Here is a 22,806-nt window from a genome sequence, read left to right on the forward strand (position 1 = left end):
GATTTATCTTTACTAGTGCCTTTTTTATCTGAAGTCACCATACCTTTATCTAGTCCGCCAGACTCTAACCTTTCTTTTTCCTCTTGATCTATTCTTTTAAGGTTTTCAACATGCTCCTGAAAAACCAGAAGTCTGTCTTCATCAGATAATGAAACTAAATTTAAAATACTATCATTTCTATTCGCAATACCTTCGTAGTAAATAACATCATCTAAATTGTCTCTCTTACGCTTTATTGCTCTATAGGGTTTACTGTTTAAGGTCATCGCTAACAAAGTGCTATCATAATACGCTCCTGCATCGATGTACTGCATATAATCAAAACTCATATCGCCAAGTATCTCATATGTTTTTCCTTTAAGTACTATATCTGTCATACTAGCTCTTAAAGATTTATTGTAGTAAGCAACCGCTAATGAATCTGATTTGTTTTTTAAATGGTATTCTGCAATCTGAAAGTATATCTTATCTAAATATGGTCTATTCTCTCTATTCTCTTCTAAATCAGTTAATAATTCTAAAAATTCTAATTTGTTGTCATTGTCATAATCAAAATTCTTAGCCTTTTCAATATGAGCACTAATAAGATACATTCGAGGCGTTCTTCGATTTAAATCTATAACTCTGTCAAAAGCAATATTCGCACTATCTTTATCTCCTAAAGCGTTGTAGAGCTGACCTTGAATAAATCGGTATCGACCACGTTCATCATTATTTTTTGTTGCATTAGCAGCAATATCTATTTGGGTTAATGCACTATCTAACGACTTCGTATTTATATAAGCTTGAGCAAGCATTGATGTCGCATCGGCCAAGTCCTGATCTTCTAGTTCTTCTTGTTCTAAAAGACGTTTTAAATTTTGAATAGCAAGGTCATCGTTTTCTAATCTGATATTAGCCTTTTCTCTCCAAACTTTAGCCTGATTAATCTTGTTACTTGCTGGGTATTTATATAAAATATAATTGAAAGCTTCTAAAGCAGGAACAAATCGTTGATCAAAATAACGCGATTTTCCCAAAAGCAAATAAGCCTCATCGATTTGCGGATTGTATTCTTTACCTTTAATATTCATACCGTGCTTTTGAATAGCTTTTACAGCTTTTTCTTCGGCTCTAGTAAAGTTTTCGTTTTTGCTTTCTCCAGGAAGTGTAACCTCTTCGGTCACTTGCATTCGTTCTATTGGAAGTATTTCCCAATAATTATCATTGTAGCCTTCGTTAAGGGTTTGTCTGCCTTTTTCTAATGCATTAAAGCCATTAAAAAGTGTGTTGTCTCGTGCAGATAACGCATGATAGTTTCTACTAATAAAGCTATTTTTTTTTCGCGAACAGCTTGTTACTAAAGTTGTTGCTACTAAAAGTAGTAATATGATTTTTAAAGATGTTTTCAAACGTTGGTGTATTTAATCAAATAAATAACTATAAACTCAAGTAATTATTATATAATAACTGCTTAAGCACGTAAAAATACGCATCTTTTTTAATTTAGCTATATAAAGTGGTCACTTTTAGATTATTTCGGTACCAGCAAAATGAGCTTCAAGTTCTTTTAAAGTCGCTTCACTAGTCTTTAAGTCTTTAACAATTTCTCCTTTTTCTAGAACTACAATACGCTCACATACATCTGTAACATGAAGTAAATCGTGACTAGAAATTAATACAGTTACGCCTTGTTTTTGGGCTAGGTTTTTAACGATTTGTTTGAGTCGAATTTGTGTTGTAGGGTCTAAGTTAGCAAAAGGTTCGTCTAAAATAATTACCTCAGGATTACCAATAAGAGCTGCTACAATTCCAGCTTTTTTTTGATTTCCTTTACTTAAATCTCGTAAGTACTTTTTTTGGTTTAATATTTCACCATGAAAGAAGTCTTCAAACTGAGCTACTAATGCATCAACATCTGCTTTATTTTGTCCACGAAGTTCACCAATAAAATAGAAATATTCTTCAGCTGTTAGGTAACCAATCAAAAAACTTTCATCTATAAACGCCGACGTGAAAGGTTTCCAATCTTCGCTTTCATGAACCAGAATGTTGTTGTTTTTAATATTTCCTGTAGTTGGTTGTATTAAATCTAGAAGAAGACTAAAATAAGTGGTTTTCCCTGCACCATTATTTCCTACCAACCCAAAACTTTGTCCTTTAGGAATTTCTAAGTTTTCGATATTTAAAACTAAATTACTATTGTATTTTTTTGAAAGGTTTGTTGTTGTAATCATGATACTATTGGGTTTCGATTTAAATTAGTTTTTCTCGCTAAAAGCAGCTACAGTTTTGTATTTCCCTTTTTGATAAATATTTTCAATTTTATTTAAGAAAAAGTTTTTAAACACTATCCCTAATGTACCTGATGCAGCTAAAGCTATAAGGCCAGCATTAAAGCTTATGAATTGATATGGTATAAAAAAGATTATGATTGGTAAAAGCATTTTAGGTAATGCAATTAGTAATTGCGTTGGATTAAATCCGTTGGTGTTACTAAACGCCTTTGCTTTTGTATTAAGCTCTATTGGAACTCTATTTAATGCACCACCAAACAAAGTAATAAAGGTATTTAAACCTATATTAAATAAGGCACCTGCAGCTATCATAAAATAAATGTCCCAACCAAAATAGATATAAGGAGTACTTAAAATAAATGCAATAATTACAGCCACAACCATTAAGTACCACTTAGATTCTAAGTATTGACGATAAGGTATGTTTTGGCTCATTAACATTTTATAGTATTCACTATCCCATGAAGGGACTAGTTGTCCAAAACTTAACAAAAACCCTCCTGTTATAAATATGGCTGCAAAAGCTAAGATATAAGGCATTTTTTCTACATACACCTCTTGTGTGAAAAAAAACAATCCATAAAACAAGAAGAAGAACGACATCATTAAAACTTGTTTCGGTCTTGCATTTCGCATAATCATTTTTACATCATTTTTTAAAAATGGTGCAACGCTTCCAAAACGATTCATCCATGATAAATCTGTCGCATTTACCGCCTTTACTTTCTTAGAAATTGCATCATCTAAATAGAACCCTTTTTTTATGTATTTAAAGTTTATATAGTATAGACCTATACAAAGTAACAAAGGTAAAATCAGTAAATATGGTGTGTTATATAAGGTATTAAATGCGACACCTATAGGTTTTGAAATCGCAAAAATGTTATAGTACTCTAATCCTATTAAACCAATTAATACTGGAGCTATAATATAAAATACAAGATTACTTTTATTGACTAAAAAGTTAAGATAGTTAATAGATAAAGTCAAGAACAAAATAGATACAAACCAGCAAAATACATTTAAAACAGGATAACCTTTCACCAATAAAACAATGCTAAAAGGAAGAAACACTAAAAGCGATAAAAAATTAAAGAAAGACAATGTTGTTTTCCCTAAAAGGTAATGAATAACGGTATTGCGCTTTATAGGAATTGTCATCAGCGGTTTGACATTCATAACGGGTAACTGTTGAATAAAATACCTTATAAGTATTTCGAACAAAAACCAATAGACAATAAAATTGTTTATTGTTATTATAGGATCAACTTCTGGGACTAGTTCTTTTAATATAAAAAACATAGAACCACCCATAATTATTGCAATTCCTCCAAAATAAATTGAAGCCAATATGAGTAAAATTTTAATAGCTAAGCCTTTTTGAAAATAAGAAGCTCTTGTAAACTGCTTCCATTCAAAACTTAAAAAACGCTTTATCATAATTTTGGTTTGGTTTTATAATTAGTAATATTAATACAGTTTTTGTTACAAACAAAACACAATACTTACTTATGTTTCTTATTTTTACAAAAAAATAGATATGTCTCAATTTCATAAACTCACTATAAAAGATATTCACAGAGAAACAGTAAACGCTGTAACTATTACTTTTCAAGTTCCAGAACACTTAAAAGAAACTTTTGTGTTTAAGGCTGGACAATACATAACTTTAAAAACTACAATAGCTAATAATGACGTTAGGCGAGATTATTCATTGTGTACTTCTCCAAAAAGTGGCGTACTAAAAGTTGCTGTAAAAGAAGTTGAAGGTGGTACATTCTCTTCATACGCAAACAACACACTGCAAATTGGTGACAGTATTGAAGTCGCTTCTCCAAAAGGACGATTTGTATTTACGCCTAATGATTCCAAAACTAAAAATATTGCAGTATTTGCTGCTGGTAGTGGAATAACACCAATTTTAAGTATTATAAAATGTGCTTTAGAGGAAGAGGTTTATAGTAAAGTCATACTTGTTTACGGTAATAAAACAACTAAAGACACTATGTTTTTAAACGAGCTTTTAGAATTACAGCATGAATATAAAGAGCGCTTTTCTATTCAGTTTGTGTTTAGTCAAGCTGATGAAGATGATGCTATTTTTGGTCGTATTGAAAAAAGCACTGTAAATTATGTAATGAAAAACAAGCATAAACATATTGATGTCGATGCCTTTTATTTATGTGGTCCAGAAGGTATGATCCATACTGTAAAGGATGTTTTGACCGAACATAATATCGCCGAAGACAAGATTCATTTTGAACTTTTTAAAGCAGCAAAACCCGCTACAATTAATGATGATGCCGTTGAAAGCGGACAAACAGAAATTACTATTACTGTAGATGATGAAACCTCAACATTTATAATGCCTAAAAAACAATCCATTTTAGAAGCTGCCTTAGATGAAGATTTAGATGCTCCTTATTCATGTCAAGGTGGTATTTGTAGTAGTTGTATTGCTAGGGTTGTTGAAGGCGAAGCGACCATGAGGCAAAATAATATTTTAACTGAAAGTGAATTGGCCGAAGGCTTAATTTTAACATGTCAAGCTCACCCAACAAGTTCTAAAATTATAGTGGATTATGATGATGTTTAAAATAAACTTAAAACAGCGTTTCATCGATAAAAAAAATCTTTAAGCTTAAAAATTATACACTTTAACGATTTTTTTATCCTTTTATAACCGTTAATTTTTTTTAACTAATAAACGAAATATATTAGTTCCAGTTTTAAACTATAAATAATAATAGTTAGGGATTATTTATTTTATGGTAAGTTTAAAATCAGCCCTATTCTTCGGAATAGGGTTTTTTTATTTACCTTAAAATTGATTCTATTTTATTTATAATTTCTTGTGAAGAAATAGACCTTGATGCTTCACGGTAAGTTTCAGGGTATTTGTTTCCATAAACAGAAGTTGGTATTAAAGGAAACTGCTCTCTATCTGCTACTAAAGCAAAATCTTCTGGTTGATTAAATGGTGCAAAACCAGCGTAAGGATGGGTCACTCCCCAAATTGTAATTACTTTTTTTCCAAGCATTGCCGCAAGATGTGCATTTCCAGAATCCATAGACAACATGACATCTAAATTAGAGATAACATCTAACTCTTCATTTAAATTGAGTTCTCCTGCTAGATTAACAATATTTTCTGATTTTGAAGCGATACTTTTTAATGTTTTAATTTCTTGGCTTCCACCTCCAAAAAGTAAAACTTGATACTTTTTAGAAAGTTCACCAATTACCTCTTTCATCATATCCATAGGATACATTTTACTAGCATGTGCAGCAAATGGTGCAATGCCAATCCATTTTCTTGAACGAGTTCCGGTTTTAGAAAGGATGTTTTTATTAAGTTGAACCGTTTCAGGAAATGAAGGATTTTCTAAATCAACATTAAATCCTAATGCTTTAAAAACATCAGCATAACGCTGGTGAGTTGTTTTTAATTGCTTAAACTCTTGTCCGCTTACTAAAGCTTTCTTTTTTGCTCTTCCTTTATCAATTTGAATAAAAGGTTTTCCAATTAAAAATAATTTTAAAATTTTTGTACGAAGTACATTGTGCAAATCAGCAATAGCATCAATGTTTAGCGCCTTTAATTCTTTAGACAATTTATATAAGCCTAAAACACCTTTATGTTTTACTTTAACATCAATAAAAAAAACCTCAACATTAGGTAGGTTTCTAAAAAAAGGAGTGAAAAATTCACGTGTTAAAACAGTGATTTTCACATCAGGAAATTGCTGAGAAAATGCGCTTAAAACAGGAACTGTCATGGCCACGTCTCCCATGGCTGAAAGACGAATGACTAATATATGTTTTGGTGTTTTTGGCATCTCAATTAAAATGAGGTCCCGAAACAAGTTCAGGATAACAACTACCTATTTCTGTGATCGTAAAACAGGGTTTAGCTCATCATCATTATACATTTTCATTTGCTTGTACACTTTCATGTATTTGTCGCCTTTAGAAATGTCGTCAAGTAAGGTATCAATAGCAGTAGATAAATCCACACGTTGCTCAAGTAAAACATTTAGTTTTGTTTGGCATGCCGCTCTATGGGCATCAGAAGCGTCTGTTCGAGTTGCTTCTTCATTCATATGATAAACTTTTAACGCCAAAATTGATAATCTATCAATTCCCCAAGCTGGACTCTCTGTATTTATAGTCGCATCACTTTTAGAAACAACATCTTTATATTTTTCTAAAAAATAACTGTCAATATATTCCACCATATCTGTTCTGTCTTGATTAGAAGCATCTATTTGACGTTTCAATTTTAAAGCAGCAACTGGGTCAATTTGTGGGTCACGAATAATATCTTCATAATGCCATTGCACTGTATCAATCCAACATTTTCTATATAATAAATGCTCTAATAAATTAGACTCTTTATCATACATATTTGTAAACGGTTGATCAACAGTATTTATAACATGATATTTTTCTATAACCTCTTGAAATATTTTATTTGCTTTTTCTGAGAACATGATGTTTTGTTTTAAAGGTGCAAATATACTTCTAAATAATTAACTTTACCATTCAAAAATTATAATTACAACGATGCATATTCATAATCTATCTGAAAACAATTCTATTTTAAATACTTTTATTTCTGAAATGCGTGATACTACGATTCAAAGAGATCGCATGCGTTTTAGGAGAAACATTGAGCGTATTGGTGAAATATTAGGATATGAATTAAGCAAAACGCTTCGGTATCATGCTGCAACTGTTGAAACGCCTTTAGGACAATGTAAAATGGATTTGTTAAATAATGACATTGTGCTTTGTTCTATTTTAAGAGCTGGTGTACCACTACATAATGGTTTATTAAACTATTTTGATGATGCTGAAAACGCCTTTATTTCAGCTTATAGACATCATAAAGAAAATCCTGATAGTTTTGAAATTATTGTTGAATATTTAGCGTGTCCAAGTTTGGAAAACAAAACCCTTATTCTTGCAGATCCTATGCTAGCAACTGGACAATCAATGGTTGCTACCTTTGAAGCTTTAAAGCCGTTTGGAACACCTAAAAATATACATTTAGTAAGTGTTATTGGCGCTCAGGAAGGTGTTAATTATGTAAAAAATAATTTTAGAGAAGACACTCATTTATGGATTGCAGCAATTGATAACAAACTGAGTGAAAAAGGATATATTGTTCCTGGTTTGGGTGATGCAGGAGATTTAGCTTTTGGAGAAAAAGTACAGCATTAATAAAATAAATGGTGTAAATAGTAAAACACCAAAAAACACTTCTTTAAACCATTTTTCTTTTATAATTTCTATGTAATTAGTAATTATAATTGATAGTGGAGCAAATAAAAACAAAAACTCACTGCCGTTTTTACTTGGAGCAACTACTACGATTGTAAATGCAATAATTAAAGCTGCGAAAACGGTTTTAAACGAGGGTCTTACATTTCTCATTTTCTTTTTAAAGCTTCTTAAATAATAAAATGTTGACCAAGCTCCAAATGAAAATAACAACGTTAACCCAACTAAAAACTGTAAAGAATTATAACTATTGAAGTCAAAACTTATGCTATAATTTGTATTTAATAAACTCCAATAATCATTATAAACAATAATAGATGTACTTATACTTAAAACCAAAATTGTGACTATCCCCAAAAAAGGAATAAGCCAATGTTTAATGTTGTTGCTAGAATAAAACAACAAGACTATTGGGATAAGACCAAAAAACAATATCGCCCAAAAATAAAATAGGGAAGCCACACTTATTAAAAGAGCAGCATCGAATAATTTCGTTTTCACATTTTTTTTTGAACGAAGGCTAATTAAACGTCTTAATGCTAAGAGAATAAAAAAGTTTGCCCAAATAATACGGGAACTAAATAAAGACTCAGGAATTAGTACCAAGAATAGACTGAAAAGGAGAATTTCAAAATTATTCTTTAATGTCAATTCATTCTTGGTTGTTATAAAATTTAATAATAATATAGAAAAGTAAGCTCCTAGAAAAGTTATGACTTGTTCTAAAATAAAGGTATTAGTAACAGGTTCCTGTATATACTTAAATTTAACCGTTAAAAACGCTAAACATGTAAATACAAAAACTATTAAAAAATTAATTGGTTTAGATTTACTAAAAATACTTGTAATCATGAAGGCTTTTTGTATTTTTGCAATGTAAATATACTATTATGAAAGATTTCTTTTACGCTATTCAAGATTTATTTGTAAACGTTCTTTTCGCTCCATTAGATGCTTTAAGAGCTTTAGAGTTAGAAAATTGGTTTGCTGCCAATGCTATTTCTTGGATTTTTATTCTAATTGGTTTTGTGGCTATGATATATTGGTTGCTTCAATTAAGAACGTTTGATAAAAACAACGAAGAAAACAAATCGGTTACGGCTCATTCTTATTTATAAGTCGAAACCAATATCTTTACGATAATACATCTTATCAAAATGTAGTTTTTCTATACTTTGGTAAGATTTTTTTATGGCTTCTTGATAGGTATTCCCATAACTAGTTATCGCCATAACACGTCCTCCAGATGTCATAATTTTATCATTTTCCAGTTTTGCACCAGCATGAAAAGGTATAGAGTCTATAATACTTTCTACACCTGAAATTTCTTTTCCTTTTTCATAAGCTTCTGGGTAACCTCCTGAAACTAACATTACTGTTGTTGCTGCTCTTTCATCAATCTCTATGTCAATTGTATTTAAAGTTTGATTGGCAATGGATTGAAAAATTTCAACTAAGTCATTTTTAAGTCTAGGTAAAACCACTTCTGTTTCTGGATCTCCCATTCTTACATTATACTCAATCACTTTTGGGTCGTCTCCTACCTTAATTAAGCCAATAAACACAAATCCTTTGTAAGGCAAATTATCTTTTTGAAGACCTTCAATAGTAGGTTTAACGATTTGCTCTTCAACTTTATTTAGAAACGCTTTACTTGCAAAAGGCACTGGAGAAACAGCACCCATGCCACCAGTATTTAAACCCGTATCACCTTCTCCAATACGCTTGTAATCTTTTGCTGTTGGCAAAATTTTATAATGTTTCCCGTCGGTTAACACAAAACAGCTTAACTCTATACCATCTAAAAACTCTTCAATGACTACCTTCGTACTAGCATCGCCAAATTTTGCATCGACTAACATACTCTTTAATTCTGCTTTTGCTTCATCTAAGTCATTTAGAATTAAAACACCTTTGCCAGCTGCTAATCCATCTGCTTTTAAAACATATGGTGGGTTTAAGGTCCCTAGAAAAGCATAGCCAGCTTCAACCGTTGTTGCATTAAAACTTTGATAAGCTGCTGTTGGAATATTATGACGATACATGAACTCTTTAGCAAACTCTTTACTGCCTTCAAGTTCGGCAGCAGCCTTTTCTGGGCCAATTACTGAAACATGTTTTAAGTCATCATCATTTAAAAAGAAATCATGTACACCTTGTACCAATGGGTCTTCTGGGCCAACCACAACCATATCTATAGCCTTTTCTAACACCAAAGTTTTAATGGCGGTGAAATCTGTGACACTAATATTAATGTTTTGAGCAATTTTCGCAGTTCCTGAATTTCCAGGAGCAACGTAAAGGGATTGGCATAAAGGACTTTGAGTAATTTTCCAAGCAAATGTATGCTCTCTTCCACCAGAGCCAAGAATTAAAATAGTCATGTTGTGTATTGTTTGCACAAAAATAATTGCTTTTACGCTTAAAAAGCAATTATTTTACAAAAACATATTATTCTTTTATCATTTGAATTTATTTGACATTTCCTTACGTCTTAATGGCTTTCCAATAAAGAAAGCATCACGTGCTTTGGAAATGATTCAAGATAAAAATGATAGAGATTTTGAAGCCTATATTCTTCTTAAACAACAAGAGATTGTAAATTATCATTTACAAAACAATTCCTATTATAAATCACTAATAAAAAACCCAACCATTACAAACTGGAACAAGATTCCTGTAATGACTAAGCGTGATTTACAACAGCCTTTAAACAAACGATTATCTGAAGGCTTCACAAGTAAAAATGTGTATATAAATAAAACCTCTGGTTCTTCTGGAGATCCTTTTGTCTTTGCAAAAGACAAATATTGTCATGCATTGACTTGGGCAGTTATTAAAAACAGATTTGCTTGGTTTGATTTAGATTTTAACACCTCTAAACAAGCGCGATTTTATGGGATTCCTTTGGATAAAAAAGGTTATTACAAAGAACGTTTTAAAGATGCTTTAAGTAAACGTTTTCGGTTTTCTGTATTTGATTTAAGTGATGCTGCTTTTGAAACCTGTTTGAAAAAATTTGAAGCAACAAATTTCAATTATATAAATGGTTACACCAGTTCTATCGTGCAATTTGCTAAATTTCTTCAGAAAAAAAACATCCAACTAAAAAGTGTTTGCTCAACATTAAAAGCTTGTGTAGTCACTTCTGAAATGCTTTTCGATAATGATAAACGCCTCATGGAAAAACAGTTTGGTGTTCCTGTTATTAACGAATATGGCGCTTCTGAATTAGATTTAATTGCCTTTCAAAACACAAAGGACGAATGGCAAGTCAATTCTGAAACACTCTTTGTTGAAATTCTTGATGAACAAAATAACGTCTTGCCTTATGGAGAAGAAGGACGTATTGTAATTACCTCCTTTTATAATAAAGCGCATCCTTTTATTAGATATGATATTGGAGACATTGGTATATTATCTAAAAAAAGCACACTCAAAAAACCTATTCTTGAAAAACTTATTGGAAGAACCAATGATATTGCAATTTTACCAAGCGGTAAAAAAGCTGCAGGATTAACCTTTTATTATATTACAAAAAGTATCATTGAGGATGATGGAAACGTGAAAGAGTTTACCATTAGACAATCAAAAATTGATACCTTTAAAATTATATATGCAAGTGCTGAAGATCTCTCAGAAACTAAAATAGAAATTATTAAAACCGAAATGGAAAACTACCTTGAAAAAGGATTAACCATTCTTTTTGAAAGACACGACCAAATAGAACGTTCAAAAAGTGGTAAATTGAAACAGTTTTCATCATTAATGAAATCAAATACATGAATATTACCATTATTGCTGGTGCACGACCAAATTTTATGAAAATAGCTCCAATAATTGAAGCTATTCAAGCTAAGAAACAGCTTGGTTTTAATATGAATTATAGATTAGTTCATACTGGACAACATTATGATAAAAACCTGAGTGACACTTTTTTTAAAGAACTTAATATTCCTTTTCCAGACATTAATTTAGAAGTAAAAAGCGGAACTCAAGCTCAGCAAACTGCAGCTATAATGATTGGCTTTGAAAAAGAATTGCAACAAAACCCTTGTGATTTGGTGATGGTTGTTGGTGATGTCACCTCAACGATGGCATGTACAATTGTCGCTAAAAAAGCAGGTATTGATGTTGCTCATGTAGAAGCAGGAATACGTTCTGGTGACATGAATATGCCAGAAGAAATAAATAGAATTGTTACCGATAGTTTAACCGATTATTTTTTCACAACGTCTAGTTATGCCAATGCTAATTTAGCACAACTTGGCGTATCCAAAGACAAGGTGTTTTTTGTTGGAAATGTCATGATTGATACCTTATTAAAAAACTTGCCTAGACTTAAAAAACCTCAACTTTGGGATGATTTAGGATTAGAAAACAAAAAGTATATGGTAATGACTTTACACAGGCCAAGTAATGTCGATGAAGAAAATCAGTTAAAAAATCTTATTAATCATATCGTGACATTAGGGAAAGACTATCCTATAATTTTTCCAGTACATCCACGCACAAAAAAACTACTTGAAGGTTTAGACTTAAATTTTAATAACCTTCATTATGTAGAGCCATTGGGTTATTTACATTTTAATTATTTGGTTAAAAATGCCTTTGCCATGCTAACGGATTCTGGTGGAATTACAGAAGAAACAACGGTTATGAATGTGCCATGTATTACGCTTCGTGATTCTACAGAACGTCCTGAAACTTGTGATATTGGCACCAATGTTTTAGTTGGAAATGATGCGGCAAAAATTGAAACCGCATTTAACAATCTGTTATCTAGTAAATGGAAACAAGGCCAAACTCCAGAGCTCTGGGACGGCAAAGCAGCATCACGCATAGTTGATTGTTTAGTAGAAATTTATTCGCTTTAATGAAAGACATTCTCATCATAACCAGCTATTTCCCTCCAGAAATTGGAGCGGCTTCTAATCGTATTTTTCATTTAGCAGAAGGCTTACAAAAACGCGATTACAAAGTTTCAGTTATAACCCCTTTACCTAATTATCCTACAGGTAAAATATTTGAGGATTACAAAGGGAAATTTAAACACACATCTATTGAAAATAATATAACCATACACCGCTTATGGATTTATGCTACCATTTCTAAAAATAAGTTTTTACGATTAATAGCCATGGTTTCTTATAGTTTTAGTTTACTATGGTTTTTTATGTTTAATAAAATTCCAAAAACGGTTATCGTTCAATCACCTCCTTTGTTAGTGGCTTTTACGTCTATGTTTTTCTTGCGTTCAAAAAACAGAAAACTTATTTTAAATGTGAGTGATTTATGGCCAATTGCAGGATTAGAACTCGGTGCATTTAAGAAAAATTTCAGCTATAGATTACTAGAAAAAATAGAACGTTTTAATTACAAAAAAGCAGGTTTAATTTTTGGACAAAGTGAAGAAATACTGACACATATAAAATCTATTTTCCCAAATAAAGAAACTGTTTTATATAGGAATTTCCCTGATTTTTGTGCTCCAGAAATTAAAGCCAATAACAAAACCAATGGTAAGGTGAAATTGGTTTATGCAGGTTTACTAGGAATTGCTCAAGGTGTATATAAGCTTTGCGAATCTTTAGATTATGGCGCAATAGAACTTCATATTTACGGTTCTGGAGCTGAGCAAAAAAAAATTAAAGCTTTAATAAAAAGCTATCCTAATCTGCCCATATTTTTCCATGGTAGAATCTCTAGAGAAGAGTTACATAAAGTACTTATGCAGTATGATGTTGCAATAATACCATTGTTAAATAGAATCTACGGTTCTGTACCTTCAAAAATATTTGAGTATGCTAAACTAGGGTTGCCTATTTTATACTTTGGAGGTGGAGAAGGTGAGAATATTGTTTCAAAATATAATTTAGGTTGGGTTGCTAAAGCAGGTGATTATGATTTTTTAAACCTCGTAATCTCTTCAATAAATAAAGATATGATTAGTTTAAAACTAAAAGAAGAAATCAAAGCTATAGCTATAAAAAACTTTGATTTTAATAAACAGTTAGATGCTTTAATTATAAATCTTTAGTACGCCTTTTCTTCACCTTTAATAGCGTTTAAAGCCGTTTGGACTATAATTTTGATGTCTAATAAAATAGACCAGTTTTCAATATAAAAAATGTCGTATTTCACACGATTAATAATATCTTTATCTGTTTCTATTTCTCCTCTAAAACCACTTACTTGGGCTAAACCAGTAATTCCAGGTTTAACAAAGTGACGTACCATAAATTTATCTATTCTTTTAGCATACATATTTGTATGACTCACCATATGTGGTCGTGGTCCAACTACAGACATATCTCCAAACAACACATTAAAAAATTGAGGTAACTCATCTATACTAGTCTTACGTATAAATTTACCTATTCTAGTCACACGCTGATCTCCTCTAGTTGCTTGATGTAAATGTGCGTTTTTATTTGGAGTCATAGATCTAAACTTGTAACAGTCAAATTCTTTATAATTAAAACCGTTTCTTGACTGTTTAAAGAAAATTGGCCCTCTAGATTCTATCCTAATTAAAATTGCCAATAATGGTGTTAGCCATGACAATAAAAAAACGATTACTGTAAAAGAAAAGATAATATCGAAAAGACGTTTGATGAATTGATTCACAGAATCTTCTAATGGAATATCGCGTAAGGTTAATATTGGTGTGTAATTGTAATATTCATATTTTAATTTTTTTGAATAAATATCTTTATTGTCTGGTAAAAACTTAACAATTTTAAGGTTGTTATCAGCAAAGTCGATTATTTGATTCAGTTGTTTATTTGTTAATTCTGAAACTGAGCAATAAATTTCATCTATATGTTGTTCTTTAATATATTTAAAACAAGACTGTAAATCTTCTATACTTTTATCTTTAAGATTAAACGTTTTCTTGTGTGTGTAACCATATTCTGGATTGTTTTTAAAAAATTTCTCTAGTGCAGAGGTTTGTTTGTTCTTACCTATTATAGCTGTTATTCTGTAGTTTCCCCCAAATGAAACTCTATATTTTTGCAACAAATAATACAATGTAAATTTAAACAGAGCTACTAATAAAAAGACGCAACCTACATACTTAAAAATGATTTTCGGAGAAATATTTAAGTCATTATAAAATCCAGAAAAAGCAAAAATCATTAAAGTGAAAAGGGCTAATTGCCTAAAAATTAATGCAACAATGGATACTTCTCTGGTATACCTATAGACACCATAGAATTTAGAGAGAGTTGAAAGAATAATCCAACCTGTTGAGACTATAAGAACAAAGGATAGTGGTTCTACATTTTTAAAGAAAAAAAATAATGCTAAAGCGTTTACTATACTTAAATCAATTAAGTATGATATGGGCCTTAAATAGACAGAATATCTTCCTTGCTTAAATGTGCTCAATTTATTTTTTTATGTGTTTTGAAAAATCTTTATGCTCGCTTTTATATAAATCCTCTTCAGATAGCGATTTAAAATAGCTAAATGTTTTTTGCATACCTTCTTCTCGTTCGACTTTAGGTTCCCAGCCTAACAGTTTTTTAGCCAATGAAATATCTGGTTGTCTTTGTAAAGGGTCATCTATAGGTAGTTCTTTATAGATAATCTTTTGATCTGTTTGGGTTAATTTAATTATTTCTTCTGCAAAATCTTTAATTGTAATTTCATTTGGGTTTCCAATATTTACTGGAGAAGAATAGTCACTAAAAAGCAATCTAAAAATACCTTCAACTTGGTCATCAACATAACAAAAAGAGCGTGTTTGCATTCCATCTCCAAAAACAGTTAAATCCTCACCTCTTAGCGCCTGTCCCATAAAAGCTGGAATAACTCGACCATCATTAAGTCTCATTCTTGGTCCATAGGTGTTAAATATGCGTACAATGCGTGTTTCAACACCATGAAATCTATGATAAGCCATCGTTATAGATTCTTGGAATCGTTTCGCTTCATCATATACACCTCTTGGTCCTATAGTATTTACATTGCCATAATACCCTTCTGTTTGCGGATGAACTAATGGGTCTCCATAAACTTCCGAAGTAGAGGCGATTAATAATCTTGCTTTTTTAGCTTTAGCTAAACCGAGTAAATTATGTGTGCCTAGCGAACCTACTTTTAACGTTTGTATTGGTATTTTTAAATAATCAATAGGGCTAGCTGGAGAGGCAAAATGCAATATATAATCTAAGTTGCCTTCAATTTTTATAAACTCAGTGACATCATGTTCAATAAACTCAAAGTTTGGGTTATTAGCTAAATGGCTTATATTTTTCTTGTCGCCAGTAATGTAGTTGTCCATTCCAATTACCTGAAAGCCTTCTTTTAAAAACCTGTCAGATAAATGTGATCCTAAAAATCCTGCTGCGCCTGTGATTAATACCTTCTTCATTAATTAATAGATTTTCTACCTATTGAGCTATAGTGAAACCCTTCAGCTTTAATATCATTTACATCATACAAATTCCTCCCATCAAAAATTACTAAGTTTTTCATATTGCTTTTTAACTTATTAAAATCTGGTGTTCTAAATATACTCCATTCTGTACAAATTATAAGAGCATCTACATCTTTAATGGCTTGATACATATCTGAAGTGAAGTTTAACTGATCTCCAAATTTTCTTTTCACATTAGGCATTGCCTCAGGGTCAAAAACATTTAAATTCACGCCATGTTCTAATAATTCTTCAATCATATATAAAGAAGGCGCTTCGCGAATATCGTCTGTTTCTGGTTTAAAAGCTAATCCCCAAATAGCAAATGTTTTGCCTTTTAAATCATTATTGAAATACGAAAGAATTCTAGGGATTAATATTTTTTTCTGAACGTCATTAACTTTTATAACAGCGTTTAAAATATCAAAATCATAGTTATGTTCTTTTCCTGATTTATGTAAAGCCTTAACATCTTTAGGGAAGCAAGAACCTCCATATCCAATTCCTGGAAATAAGAAGCGTTTACCAATACGTGAATCGGTTCCCATTCCTGCTCGTACTTTATCGACATCTGCACCTACTTTTTCACAGAAATTAGCAATCTCATTCATAAAAGTGATTTTAGTCGCCAAAAAAGAATTTGCAGCATATTTAGTAAGTTCTGCAGATTTTTCATCCATGATAATTATTGGATTTCCGGATCTAACAAATGGTTTGTATAGTTTTTCCATAAGTTGGGTTGCACGATCTGAGCTAGATCCTACCACTATTCGTTCAGGTTTTAAAAAATCATCGACAGCAAAGCCTTCTCTTAAAAACTCTGGATTAGAAACAACGTCAAAATCTACCGTAGTTTCTTTGGCAATTGCTTCTCTAACACGATCTGCGGTTCCAACAGGCACAGTACTTTTGTCAACAATAACTTTATAACTATCCATAATTTGACCAATATCTTTAGCGGCTCCTAGAACATAAGATAAATCTGCTGAACCATCTTCATCTTCGGGAGTTGGTAGTGCAAGAAATATAATGTCTCCATGATCTAACCCTTCTTTTAAAGATGTAGAGAAACGCAATCTGTTTGCTTTAATGTTTCGCTCAAATAATACATCTAAATGCGGCTCATATATTGGTACTACTCCATTTTGCATTTGTTTAACTTTGTCCTCGTTGATGTCAATACAAAGAACTTCATTGCCTGTTTCGGCTAAACATGTTCCTGTTACCAGACCTACATAGCCTGTTCCTATTACAGATATTTTCATTTATTATTGATTTTAAAACAAAAATAGGAAATAATTATAGTTTAATAAGGTGTAATAATTACATATAACGTTTAATTACGCTTGTAATCGAATATTACTCTATTTTTTAAGTTTTATTGTAAAAATAGTCGAGAACTCTTTCTCTAAAAACAATTAAATAAATAGGTATTGTAGAATAAAAGAAAAAGTTTCCGGCAATAAAAATCACGAAAATTAAAAGAAGAATAAAAAATAATAAAATAGAATTAAATTTGAATGTAAAAAATAATTTATAGTAAGCTGTTAAGTAAAATAATCCCCCTATAATTCCCCAAAAATAAAAGGTGTCTATAAACCCCATTTCTGATTGAGTTGAAATGTCATGTACACCTCCAAATAGATAATTTAAGGCTGTCCAATTTTCATTAATATAAGGTATAACATCTCTAACTAATAAAATATCTCTAAACGATAAAAACACAGATAACAGCCCTCTTTCTTCTCTAAGTGAACTGAAAAATTCTACCTGATAAAAAAGAATATATAATGTACTAACACTAAGGAGGGCAAATATTAGGACTGAAATTATTTTACTTTTTCGAGATGGAAATTTAGAGCTTATCATATAAACAATTATTGCTAAGAACACCAAATACAATGATTTAGTACCAATGAGGAGGCAAGAAGATAGAATCAAAAAAAACTTGTAATCAAACTTGGGGTTTAGTTTATACTTTAAAATAAAATAAAACAAGGTTATAATATATACATATGAGGCCGTTGAAGATGTGAGTAGCAATCCGTTATATCCAAATCTATTTCCAGAATATGTTTCGAAAAGGGCTACACCAAACATAAATCCTAAAATAATTAATAAGCTATTGAATGCAATTAAACTTTCAAAAACCTGAAACAATGATTTACTTTGCTTTTTATTTAATTGGTATTTGGTGAAAAATCTAAATAACAATAGAGGGTAAAGGTATCTTCCTAATACTAAAATTGAATTATTAGAGAAGCTAATGTTTAAAAAATATTGACCTAGCAAATAGCAAATAATAAGTGTGCCAGTTATTTTAAAAAACTTAAAATCTTTTCGCCTAAATAAAGAAAAAGAAATGTATAACATTACTGACAGCTTAATAGTTCTAGGTATTATTGAATAGTAACCTGTTGTAAATTCAAAATATTTGTTAGCTGCTTCAGAGATGTAAAAAAGTAATATTAAAATTATAGCAATATTATTCTTAATCCACGTATTAATTTTAGAACAAAATTCAACTATATCCATGTTATTCCTTCTACTTTAAAGATATTTGTTTGTGTTTTTTAATATGGTTAAGCAATATAAAAGCAATTAATATGCTAAAATACTTTACACCCAGAGTGCGTTCTAAAACGCTTTCGGTAAGACAAGAAACAATAAAACACATTATAAGTAAAAGGTTTATATAATCTTTATTTTTAGTAGTCATTTTTATGAGTATAAATAAAAGAGTAATAAAACATAATAGCCCTATTATACCATGCGATACTAAGTATTCAAAAAATTGATTATGAGAATTATAATTTCTTTCAAAAGCAGTGTAATCATGCATTTTCTTATACTCTATTTTTCTTAAATCATTATCATTATTTGGCCCAACCCCAAAAACTGGTGCTTTTTTAAACACTTCTATCGACGCATCTAATCTAGTAATTCTATAATCTTTATGCTTTTTATCAAAAGGGTTTAGTTTGTAAACTATTTTCTCCCTTAAATATTGGTGTGGGTGAAATAATGCAATCATAAGTAAGGCTAAACCTAATGATCCAACAAGTAATAATTGCTTGATTTTTTTCCTTTTTAAAGCATAAACAAACACTACTATCAATAAAATAATGATAGCGTTTCTTGCCAACAATTGAAATAACAAAAATGATAATAAGACCAAAAGAGTATAACTTATTCTTTTATTTAAATATGTGTTAAATAATGTTTTTATAAACACCCACATAATAAGAATTCCTATATAAGGTGGATGCTGATCTAATGGTTTAGCAAAGTTAATATTAAGGTGTCTCCATCTGAAAAAATACTCTAATGGCTCATTCCCTTTGATCATGGCATAAATTATATGACATTCACATATTATCATAAATAAGACCAAGCCTAAAGCCAAGCCGTAATAAAAGTATTTTTCAAGATTGTTTAATGAAGCACTTAAGATAAACAATAATGGAATTAAAATTAATGGTAAAGCTCTAATCAGTTCCTTTATAGCAATGTCAAAATCTCCTGTTATTATCCCAATGAGTCTTGGGATAATTAGTAAAGCTGGAATTAAAACCAAGTATAAATAACTACTTTGATTGGTTAGTTTTTTTTGTTTTATAAAGATTACAACAGCGCACACGAGTAAAATGACTGTAACTATTGTGCCATACTGGTCTTTAAAAGGAAGGGCTAGTCCTAAACAAAACATGAGAAGCAAGAAAGCTTTATTAATATTAATTCTGTTTGTAATAAAACCAGCAGTCATATATATAAACTATAAATTATTTGTGATCTTTAATTAATTTTTCACTCTTTAAATCTTAATTCAATAAGCCTTATAATCTATTAGAAATCAATAAGTTGTCATAAAAAACATCATGTTTATTCGAATCACTCCAATACCTATATAAGCCCATTTTTAAATAAGGTAAAGACTTGTTGTGCATATTCGCACCATAAACTTTATTGTGTTTTCCATTAGAGGGTGCGAAGGTCTTATTATTTAATTCTCTTGCAACATAACTAGAATTAATATAATATTCTGCATTCTTTAATGTCGTAGAACCATCTTTAAATTTGATGTCTTCACGTAAAGGAAAGCTATCAAATGGATTACAAACCCTACCTCCCCAGTTATTTATTGCTATTTGATCTTTTTTATTATTATCAATACATGAAAGCACCAATAGAAAGCAGGCAAATATTATAAGGATAATTGATTGTGCCTTCATATTTCTGAATTTCTGAATTTCAAAATTTTTGCTGGAACACCTCCTACTAAAGCATATTCCGGAATGTCCTTTGTTACTACAGAACCCGCTGCTATAATAGTATGATCATGTATAGTCACGCCTGGAAGAATCAAAGCATTAGCACCAATCCAAACATCGTTGCCAATTTTTGTTTGTAAAAACTCCTTTCCTTGTTTTTGAATTGGGATATCTATGCGGTCTGATTTATGATTTCTAGAATATATTTTAACATCTGGCCCCATAATAACATTACTTCCAATTTCAACATTAGACTGTATAATGCATCTTGTTCCTAATTCAGAATCGCTCCCTACTATACAATTAGGTGCAATTTCGGCCATGTTTTTAACCCGTAATCTTGAGCCACATTTTTTTAAATACTTTGATACAAAAAGGCGTCTTAGGAATGGGAAAAACAAACTATAAGGTCTATAATCTTCTGGAGTGTTTCTCAAAAACACAAGATAAAAAGCGTATATAATTTTTTTCAACTATTGTAAATTTTTAATAAACGACTACAAACTTTAGTCAAAGATAATTCTTTAAATGAATTTAATGCGCCTTCTTTTAATTTAGAATACTCTTCACTTTGACATAGTCGCTCTTTAAGAAACGTTGGAATTGTCTCTTTATTTTCTATTGCAAACGTATAACCATTAAATCCTTCAACCACTTGTTCTTTAAATTGTGGAATATTTGAGGTTAAAACAGGCGTACCACAATACATGGCCTCAAGAGTTACTGTTGGAAATCCCTCTGATCTAGAAGGTGAAAACAAAAATTTTGATTCATTATATAACACTCTTAATTGCTCATGTGATTGATCAATTTTCAAGGTTATATTGTGCCCTTTTTTTATTAGTTCTTTTATTTTATTTTCATATGGCTCGCCTTTACCTACCACACAAAATGAAATTGAATTATCTAATACCTCTAATGTTTTATATAGAATGTCTATGCCTTTAACATGGAAAAAAGAGCCTACAAAAATAAAATCATATTTCTTTTTTACATCTGGCATATTATAAAATACTTTGTCATTTATCCCGACAGGTAGCACTTCTCCTTTAGTCAGATTTAATTTGTTTTTGATTTGTTTTTGAATTTCTTTACCAACAGGAATTGAGTAGTTAATTTTTTTAGCAAAAAAACCAAACATTTTTTTATTGGATTCATTAACTTGAGTATTAATATCTGACCCATGAAAAGTAACCAAAAGCTTTGTTTTTGTATAACATAATTTATATAACCAAACAAATAGAATTAAAGGAAAAAAATAGTGTAAATGAATAACATCATACTTTTTAAAATAATTAGGAATAAATCGGAAAAATGTTGTAATGTACTTTAAAACACTCCCTGCTTTAGAGGTAAATGTTCTTCTCATAAAAAAAATATCAATTACGTTTTCATTTCCAACTAATTCGTTTAGTTTTTCATATTGGTTTTTAACAAAAATTCCTGCGTACTTTTTTTGTACACTAGGATACATATTTGTTACTATTAATATTTTTTTCATAATTATATATAATAAAGAAGAAAGATAGTAATATTAAAAAAGTAAGGTCTGAACTCATAAACAATCCTCTAAAAAAGAAATTAAACCAAAGTAAGAAAGCCAAAACATAGTACATTTTTTTATTGATTAATATCTTAAGTTTTTTAAGCATTACAATTATAATGATTGCAAATAAAATTATTCCAATTACACCAAATTCTCCTAAAACTGAAGCAAAATTGCTATCAAATATTCCAACCATTTTAGTGAAATACGACCTCCACCCTTGATTATAAAAATCATAAACTACGCTCCCTTCAGAAAATACTGTTCCAAAAGTTGCAGAACCGGTTCCAATTGGGAAATAATCTTTAGCAATTAAAATGCTTAAATGCAACATTATGCCTCTAATATAATGACTAGTAAGATCAAATGAATCCTGAAGGTTTGCCCAGGTTCTTGAAATTAAAGGTGTGGTATAGTTTAAAATTATAAAGCCAGAAAAAACTACTATTATAAACGTTTTTTTAGTAATTAACTGAATCAGTGTTTTTGAATAGTTTATTATTAAAACTATTGCAATAGCCAATAAAGTAGTTCTACTTCCTAAAAATAGAAGTATAGATAGTGCTATTAAAGTATTTAACGCTATTTTTTTATGATTCTGATAGTAAAAATGTATTTGAGTTTTATACAAATAAATAAAGAAGATTGTTAAATATAAAATGTTCGCTTTTACAAAACCACTATATTTAAAATCTGTAGATGTAAAATCTGGAATCATCCCAATATACAATGCCATTTTTTGCTTGTATATTAAACTTAAAACGAAACCAATAAACAATATATAAATGAAGAGCTTTGTATACTTTAAAAAATATGGGATAATCATATTTCTTCTGTAATAAATATACCCAAATAAAACAAAAAACTTAATATGCACTAAGTTTTGTGTTAAAATATGTACGGTGTTATTATTATAGCCAAACAACAAAGAAATAACCGTCATATATATATATAGCAAAGTATAAGATACAATATAAAGTTTAACCTTTCCGGTTTTTA

At 30.3% G+C, this 22,806-nt stretch carries 22 protein-coding genes; 6 read left to right on the forward strand and 16 right to left on the reverse strand.

Features of this window, described 5'->3' with window-relative positions; all coding sequences use genetic code 11:
- From porW to ACFS5M_RS02305, 3 genes are all read right to left on the reverse strand, one after another.
- Positions 1-1,391, reverse strand: a 1,391-nt coding sequence (gene porW / locus ACFS5M_RS02295; protein ID WP_379897749.1) for a type IX secretion system periplasmic lipoprotein PorW/SprE, incomplete at its 3' end; no start/stop codon positions are given.
- 117 nt (positions 1,392-1,508) lie between these two features.
- Positions 1,509-2,216 (reverse strand): ABC transporter ATP-binding protein, encoded by a 708-nt coding sequence (locus ACFS5M_RS02300; protein ID WP_183485227.1) that lies wholly within the window; start codon positions 2,214-2,216, stop codon positions 1,509-1,511.
- Between the two features lie 24 nt (positions 2,217-2,240).
- On the reverse strand, positions 2,241-3,716 hold the full coding sequence (locus tag ACFS5M_RS02305; protein WP_183485229.1) for a DUF5687 family protein: 1,476 nt from the start codon (positions 3,714-3,716) through the stop codon (positions 2,241-2,243).
- Between the two features lie 100 nt (positions 3,717-3,816).
- Here ACFS5M_RS02305 and ACFS5M_RS02310 point away from each other — a divergent pair, with 100 nt between their 5' ends.
- Positions 3,817-4,872: a 2Fe-2S iron-sulfur cluster-binding protein gene (locus tag ACFS5M_RS02310; protein ID WP_183485232.1), complete on the forward strand. Its 1,056-nt coding sequence runs from the start codon at positions 3,817-3,819 to the stop codon at positions 4,870-4,872.
- A 220-nt stretch (positions 4,873-5,092) separates the two neighbouring features.
- Here ACFS5M_RS02310 and ACFS5M_RS02315 read toward each other — a convergent pair whose 3' ends face one another.
- Positions 5,093-6,115 (reverse strand): glycosyltransferase family 9 protein, encoded by a 1,023-nt coding sequence (locus tag ACFS5M_RS02315; protein ID WP_379897752.1) that lies wholly within the window; start codon positions 6,113-6,115, stop codon positions 5,093-5,095.
- A gap of 45 nt (positions 6,116-6,160) precedes the next feature.
- A complete protein-coding gene (locus ACFS5M_RS02320; protein ID WP_183485235.1) occupies positions 6,161-6,769 on the reverse strand; it encodes a DUF4254 domain-containing protein in 609 nt (202 codons plus the stop codon).
- 73 nt (positions 6,770-6,842) lie between these two features.
- On the opposite strand from ACFS5M_RS02320, the gene upp reads away from it, so the two are divergent.
- Positions 6,843-7,502, forward strand: a complete 660-nt coding sequence (gene upp, locus ACFS5M_RS02325) for a uracil phosphoribosyltransferase (RefSeq protein ID WP_183485238.1) — start codon at positions 6,843-6,845, stop codon at positions 7,500-7,502.
- On the opposite strand, the gene ACFS5M_RS02330 is transcribed toward upp, so the two are convergent.
- Positions 7,473-8,414 (reverse strand): DUF6427 family protein, encoded by a 942-nt coding sequence (locus ACFS5M_RS02330; RefSeq protein ID WP_183485241.1) that lies wholly within the window; start codon positions 8,412-8,414, stop codon positions 7,473-7,475. The genes upp and ACFS5M_RS02330 overlap by 30 nt on opposite strands.
- A 38-nt stretch (positions 8,415-8,452) precedes the next feature.
- On the opposite strand from ACFS5M_RS02330, the gene ACFS5M_RS02335 reads away from it, so the two are divergent.
- Positions 8,453-8,680, forward strand: coding sequence for a DUF6341 family protein (locus tag ACFS5M_RS02335; protein WP_183485243.1), 228 nt, complete (start codon positions 8,453-8,455; stop codon positions 8,678-8,680).
- On the opposite strand, the gene purD is transcribed toward ACFS5M_RS02335, so the two are convergent.
- Positions 8,675-9,946: a phosphoribosylamine--glycine ligase gene (gene purD / locus ACFS5M_RS02340; RefSeq protein WP_183485246.1), complete on the reverse strand. Its 1,272-nt coding sequence runs from the start codon at positions 9,944-9,946 to the stop codon at positions 8,675-8,677. The two genes, ACFS5M_RS02335 and purD, sit on opposite strands and share 6 nt — an antisense overlap.
- An 82-nt stretch (positions 9,947-10,028) precedes the next feature.
- Here purD and ACFS5M_RS02345 point away from each other — a divergent pair, with 82 nt between their 5' ends.
- The 3 genes from ACFS5M_RS02345 to ACFS5M_RS02355 are packed head-to-tail and all read left to right on the forward strand — an operon-like array spanning position 10,029 to position 13,602.
- Positions 10,029-11,348, forward strand: a complete 1,320-nt coding sequence (locus ACFS5M_RS02345) for a phenylacetate--CoA ligase family protein (protein ID WP_183485249.1) — start codon at positions 10,029-10,031, stop codon at positions 11,346-11,348.
- Positions 11,345-12,439, forward strand: coding sequence for a non-hydrolyzing UDP-N-acetylglucosamine 2-epimerase (wecB, locus tag ACFS5M_RS02350; protein ID WP_183485251.1), 1,095 nt, complete (start codon positions 11,345-11,347; stop codon positions 12,437-12,439). Before ACFS5M_RS02345 ends, wecB begins: the two co-directional genes overlap by 4 nt.
- Positions 12,439-13,602: a glycosyltransferase family 4 protein gene (locus ACFS5M_RS02355; protein WP_183485253.1), complete on the forward strand. Its 1,164-nt coding sequence runs from the start codon at positions 12,439-12,441 to the stop codon at positions 13,600-13,602. Before wecB ends, ACFS5M_RS02355 begins: the two co-directional genes overlap by 1 nt.
- Here the strand turns inward: ACFS5M_RS02355 and ACFS5M_RS02360 are convergent.
- From ACFS5M_RS02360 to ACFS5M_RS02400, 9 genes are all read right to left on the reverse strand, one after another.
- Positions 13,599-14,957, reverse strand: coding sequence for an undecaprenyl-phosphate glucose phosphotransferase (locus ACFS5M_RS02360; RefSeq protein WP_183485255.1), 1,359 nt, complete (start codon positions 14,955-14,957; stop codon positions 13,599-13,601). The genes ACFS5M_RS02355 and ACFS5M_RS02360 overlap by 4 nt on opposite strands.
- 1 nt (position 14,958) lies before the next feature.
- On the reverse strand, positions 14,959-15,945 hold the full coding sequence (locus ACFS5M_RS02365; protein ID WP_183485256.1) for a UDP-glucuronic acid decarboxylase family protein: 987 nt from the start codon (positions 15,943-15,945) through the stop codon (positions 14,959-14,961).
- Positions 15,945-17,255, reverse strand: coding sequence for a UDP-glucose dehydrogenase family protein (locus ACFS5M_RS02370; RefSeq protein ID WP_183485258.1), 1,311 nt, complete (start codon positions 17,253-17,255; stop codon positions 15,945-15,947). The genes ACFS5M_RS02365 and ACFS5M_RS02370 overlap by 1 nt, the downstream gene beginning before the upstream one ends.
- Before the next feature lie 106 nt (positions 17,256-17,361).
- On the reverse strand, positions 17,362-18,525 hold the full coding sequence (locus ACFS5M_RS02375) for a hypothetical protein (protein ID WP_183485260.1): 1,164 nt from the start codon (positions 18,523-18,525) through the stop codon (positions 17,362-17,364).
- Between the two features lie 10 nt (positions 18,526-18,535).
- On the reverse strand, positions 18,536-19,756 hold the full coding sequence (locus ACFS5M_RS02380; RefSeq protein ID WP_183485263.1) for an O-antigen ligase family protein: 1,221 nt from the start codon (positions 19,754-19,756) through the stop codon (positions 18,536-18,538).
- 70 nt (positions 19,757-19,826) lie between these two features.
- Positions 19,827-20,222 carry a hypothetical protein gene (locus tag ACFS5M_RS02385; protein WP_183485265.1) on the reverse strand — a complete coding sequence of 132 codons (396 nt, stop codon included), beginning with the start codon at positions 20,220-20,222 and terminating at the stop codon, positions 19,827-19,829.
- Positions 20,219-20,734, reverse strand: a complete 516-nt coding sequence (locus ACFS5M_RS02390) for an acyltransferase (protein WP_221267541.1) — start codon at positions 20,732-20,734, stop codon at positions 20,219-20,221. Before ACFS5M_RS02390 ends, ACFS5M_RS02385 begins: the two co-directional genes overlap by 4 nt.
- Complete coding sequence (locus tag ACFS5M_RS02395) at positions 20,731-21,762, reverse strand: glycosyltransferase family 4 protein (RefSeq protein WP_221267542.1); 1,032 nt, start codon at positions 21,760-21,762, stop codon at positions 20,731-20,733. The genes ACFS5M_RS02390 and ACFS5M_RS02395 overlap by 4 nt, the downstream gene beginning before the upstream one ends.
- On the reverse strand, positions 21,725-22,543 hold the full coding sequence (locus ACFS5M_RS02400; protein WP_183485267.1) for an O-antigen ligase family protein: 819 nt from the start codon (positions 22,541-22,543) through the stop codon (positions 21,725-21,727). Before ACFS5M_RS02400 ends, ACFS5M_RS02395 begins: the two co-directional genes overlap by 38 nt.
- Positions 22,544-22,806 lie beyond the last annotated feature (263 nt).

It is taken from the genome of Lacinutrix iliipiscaria (assembly GCF_042686125.1).
In the GTDB taxonomy this organism is placed as follows: Bacteria; Bacteroidota; Bacteroidia; order Flavobacteriales; family Flavobacteriaceae; genus Oceanihabitans; species Oceanihabitans iliipiscarium.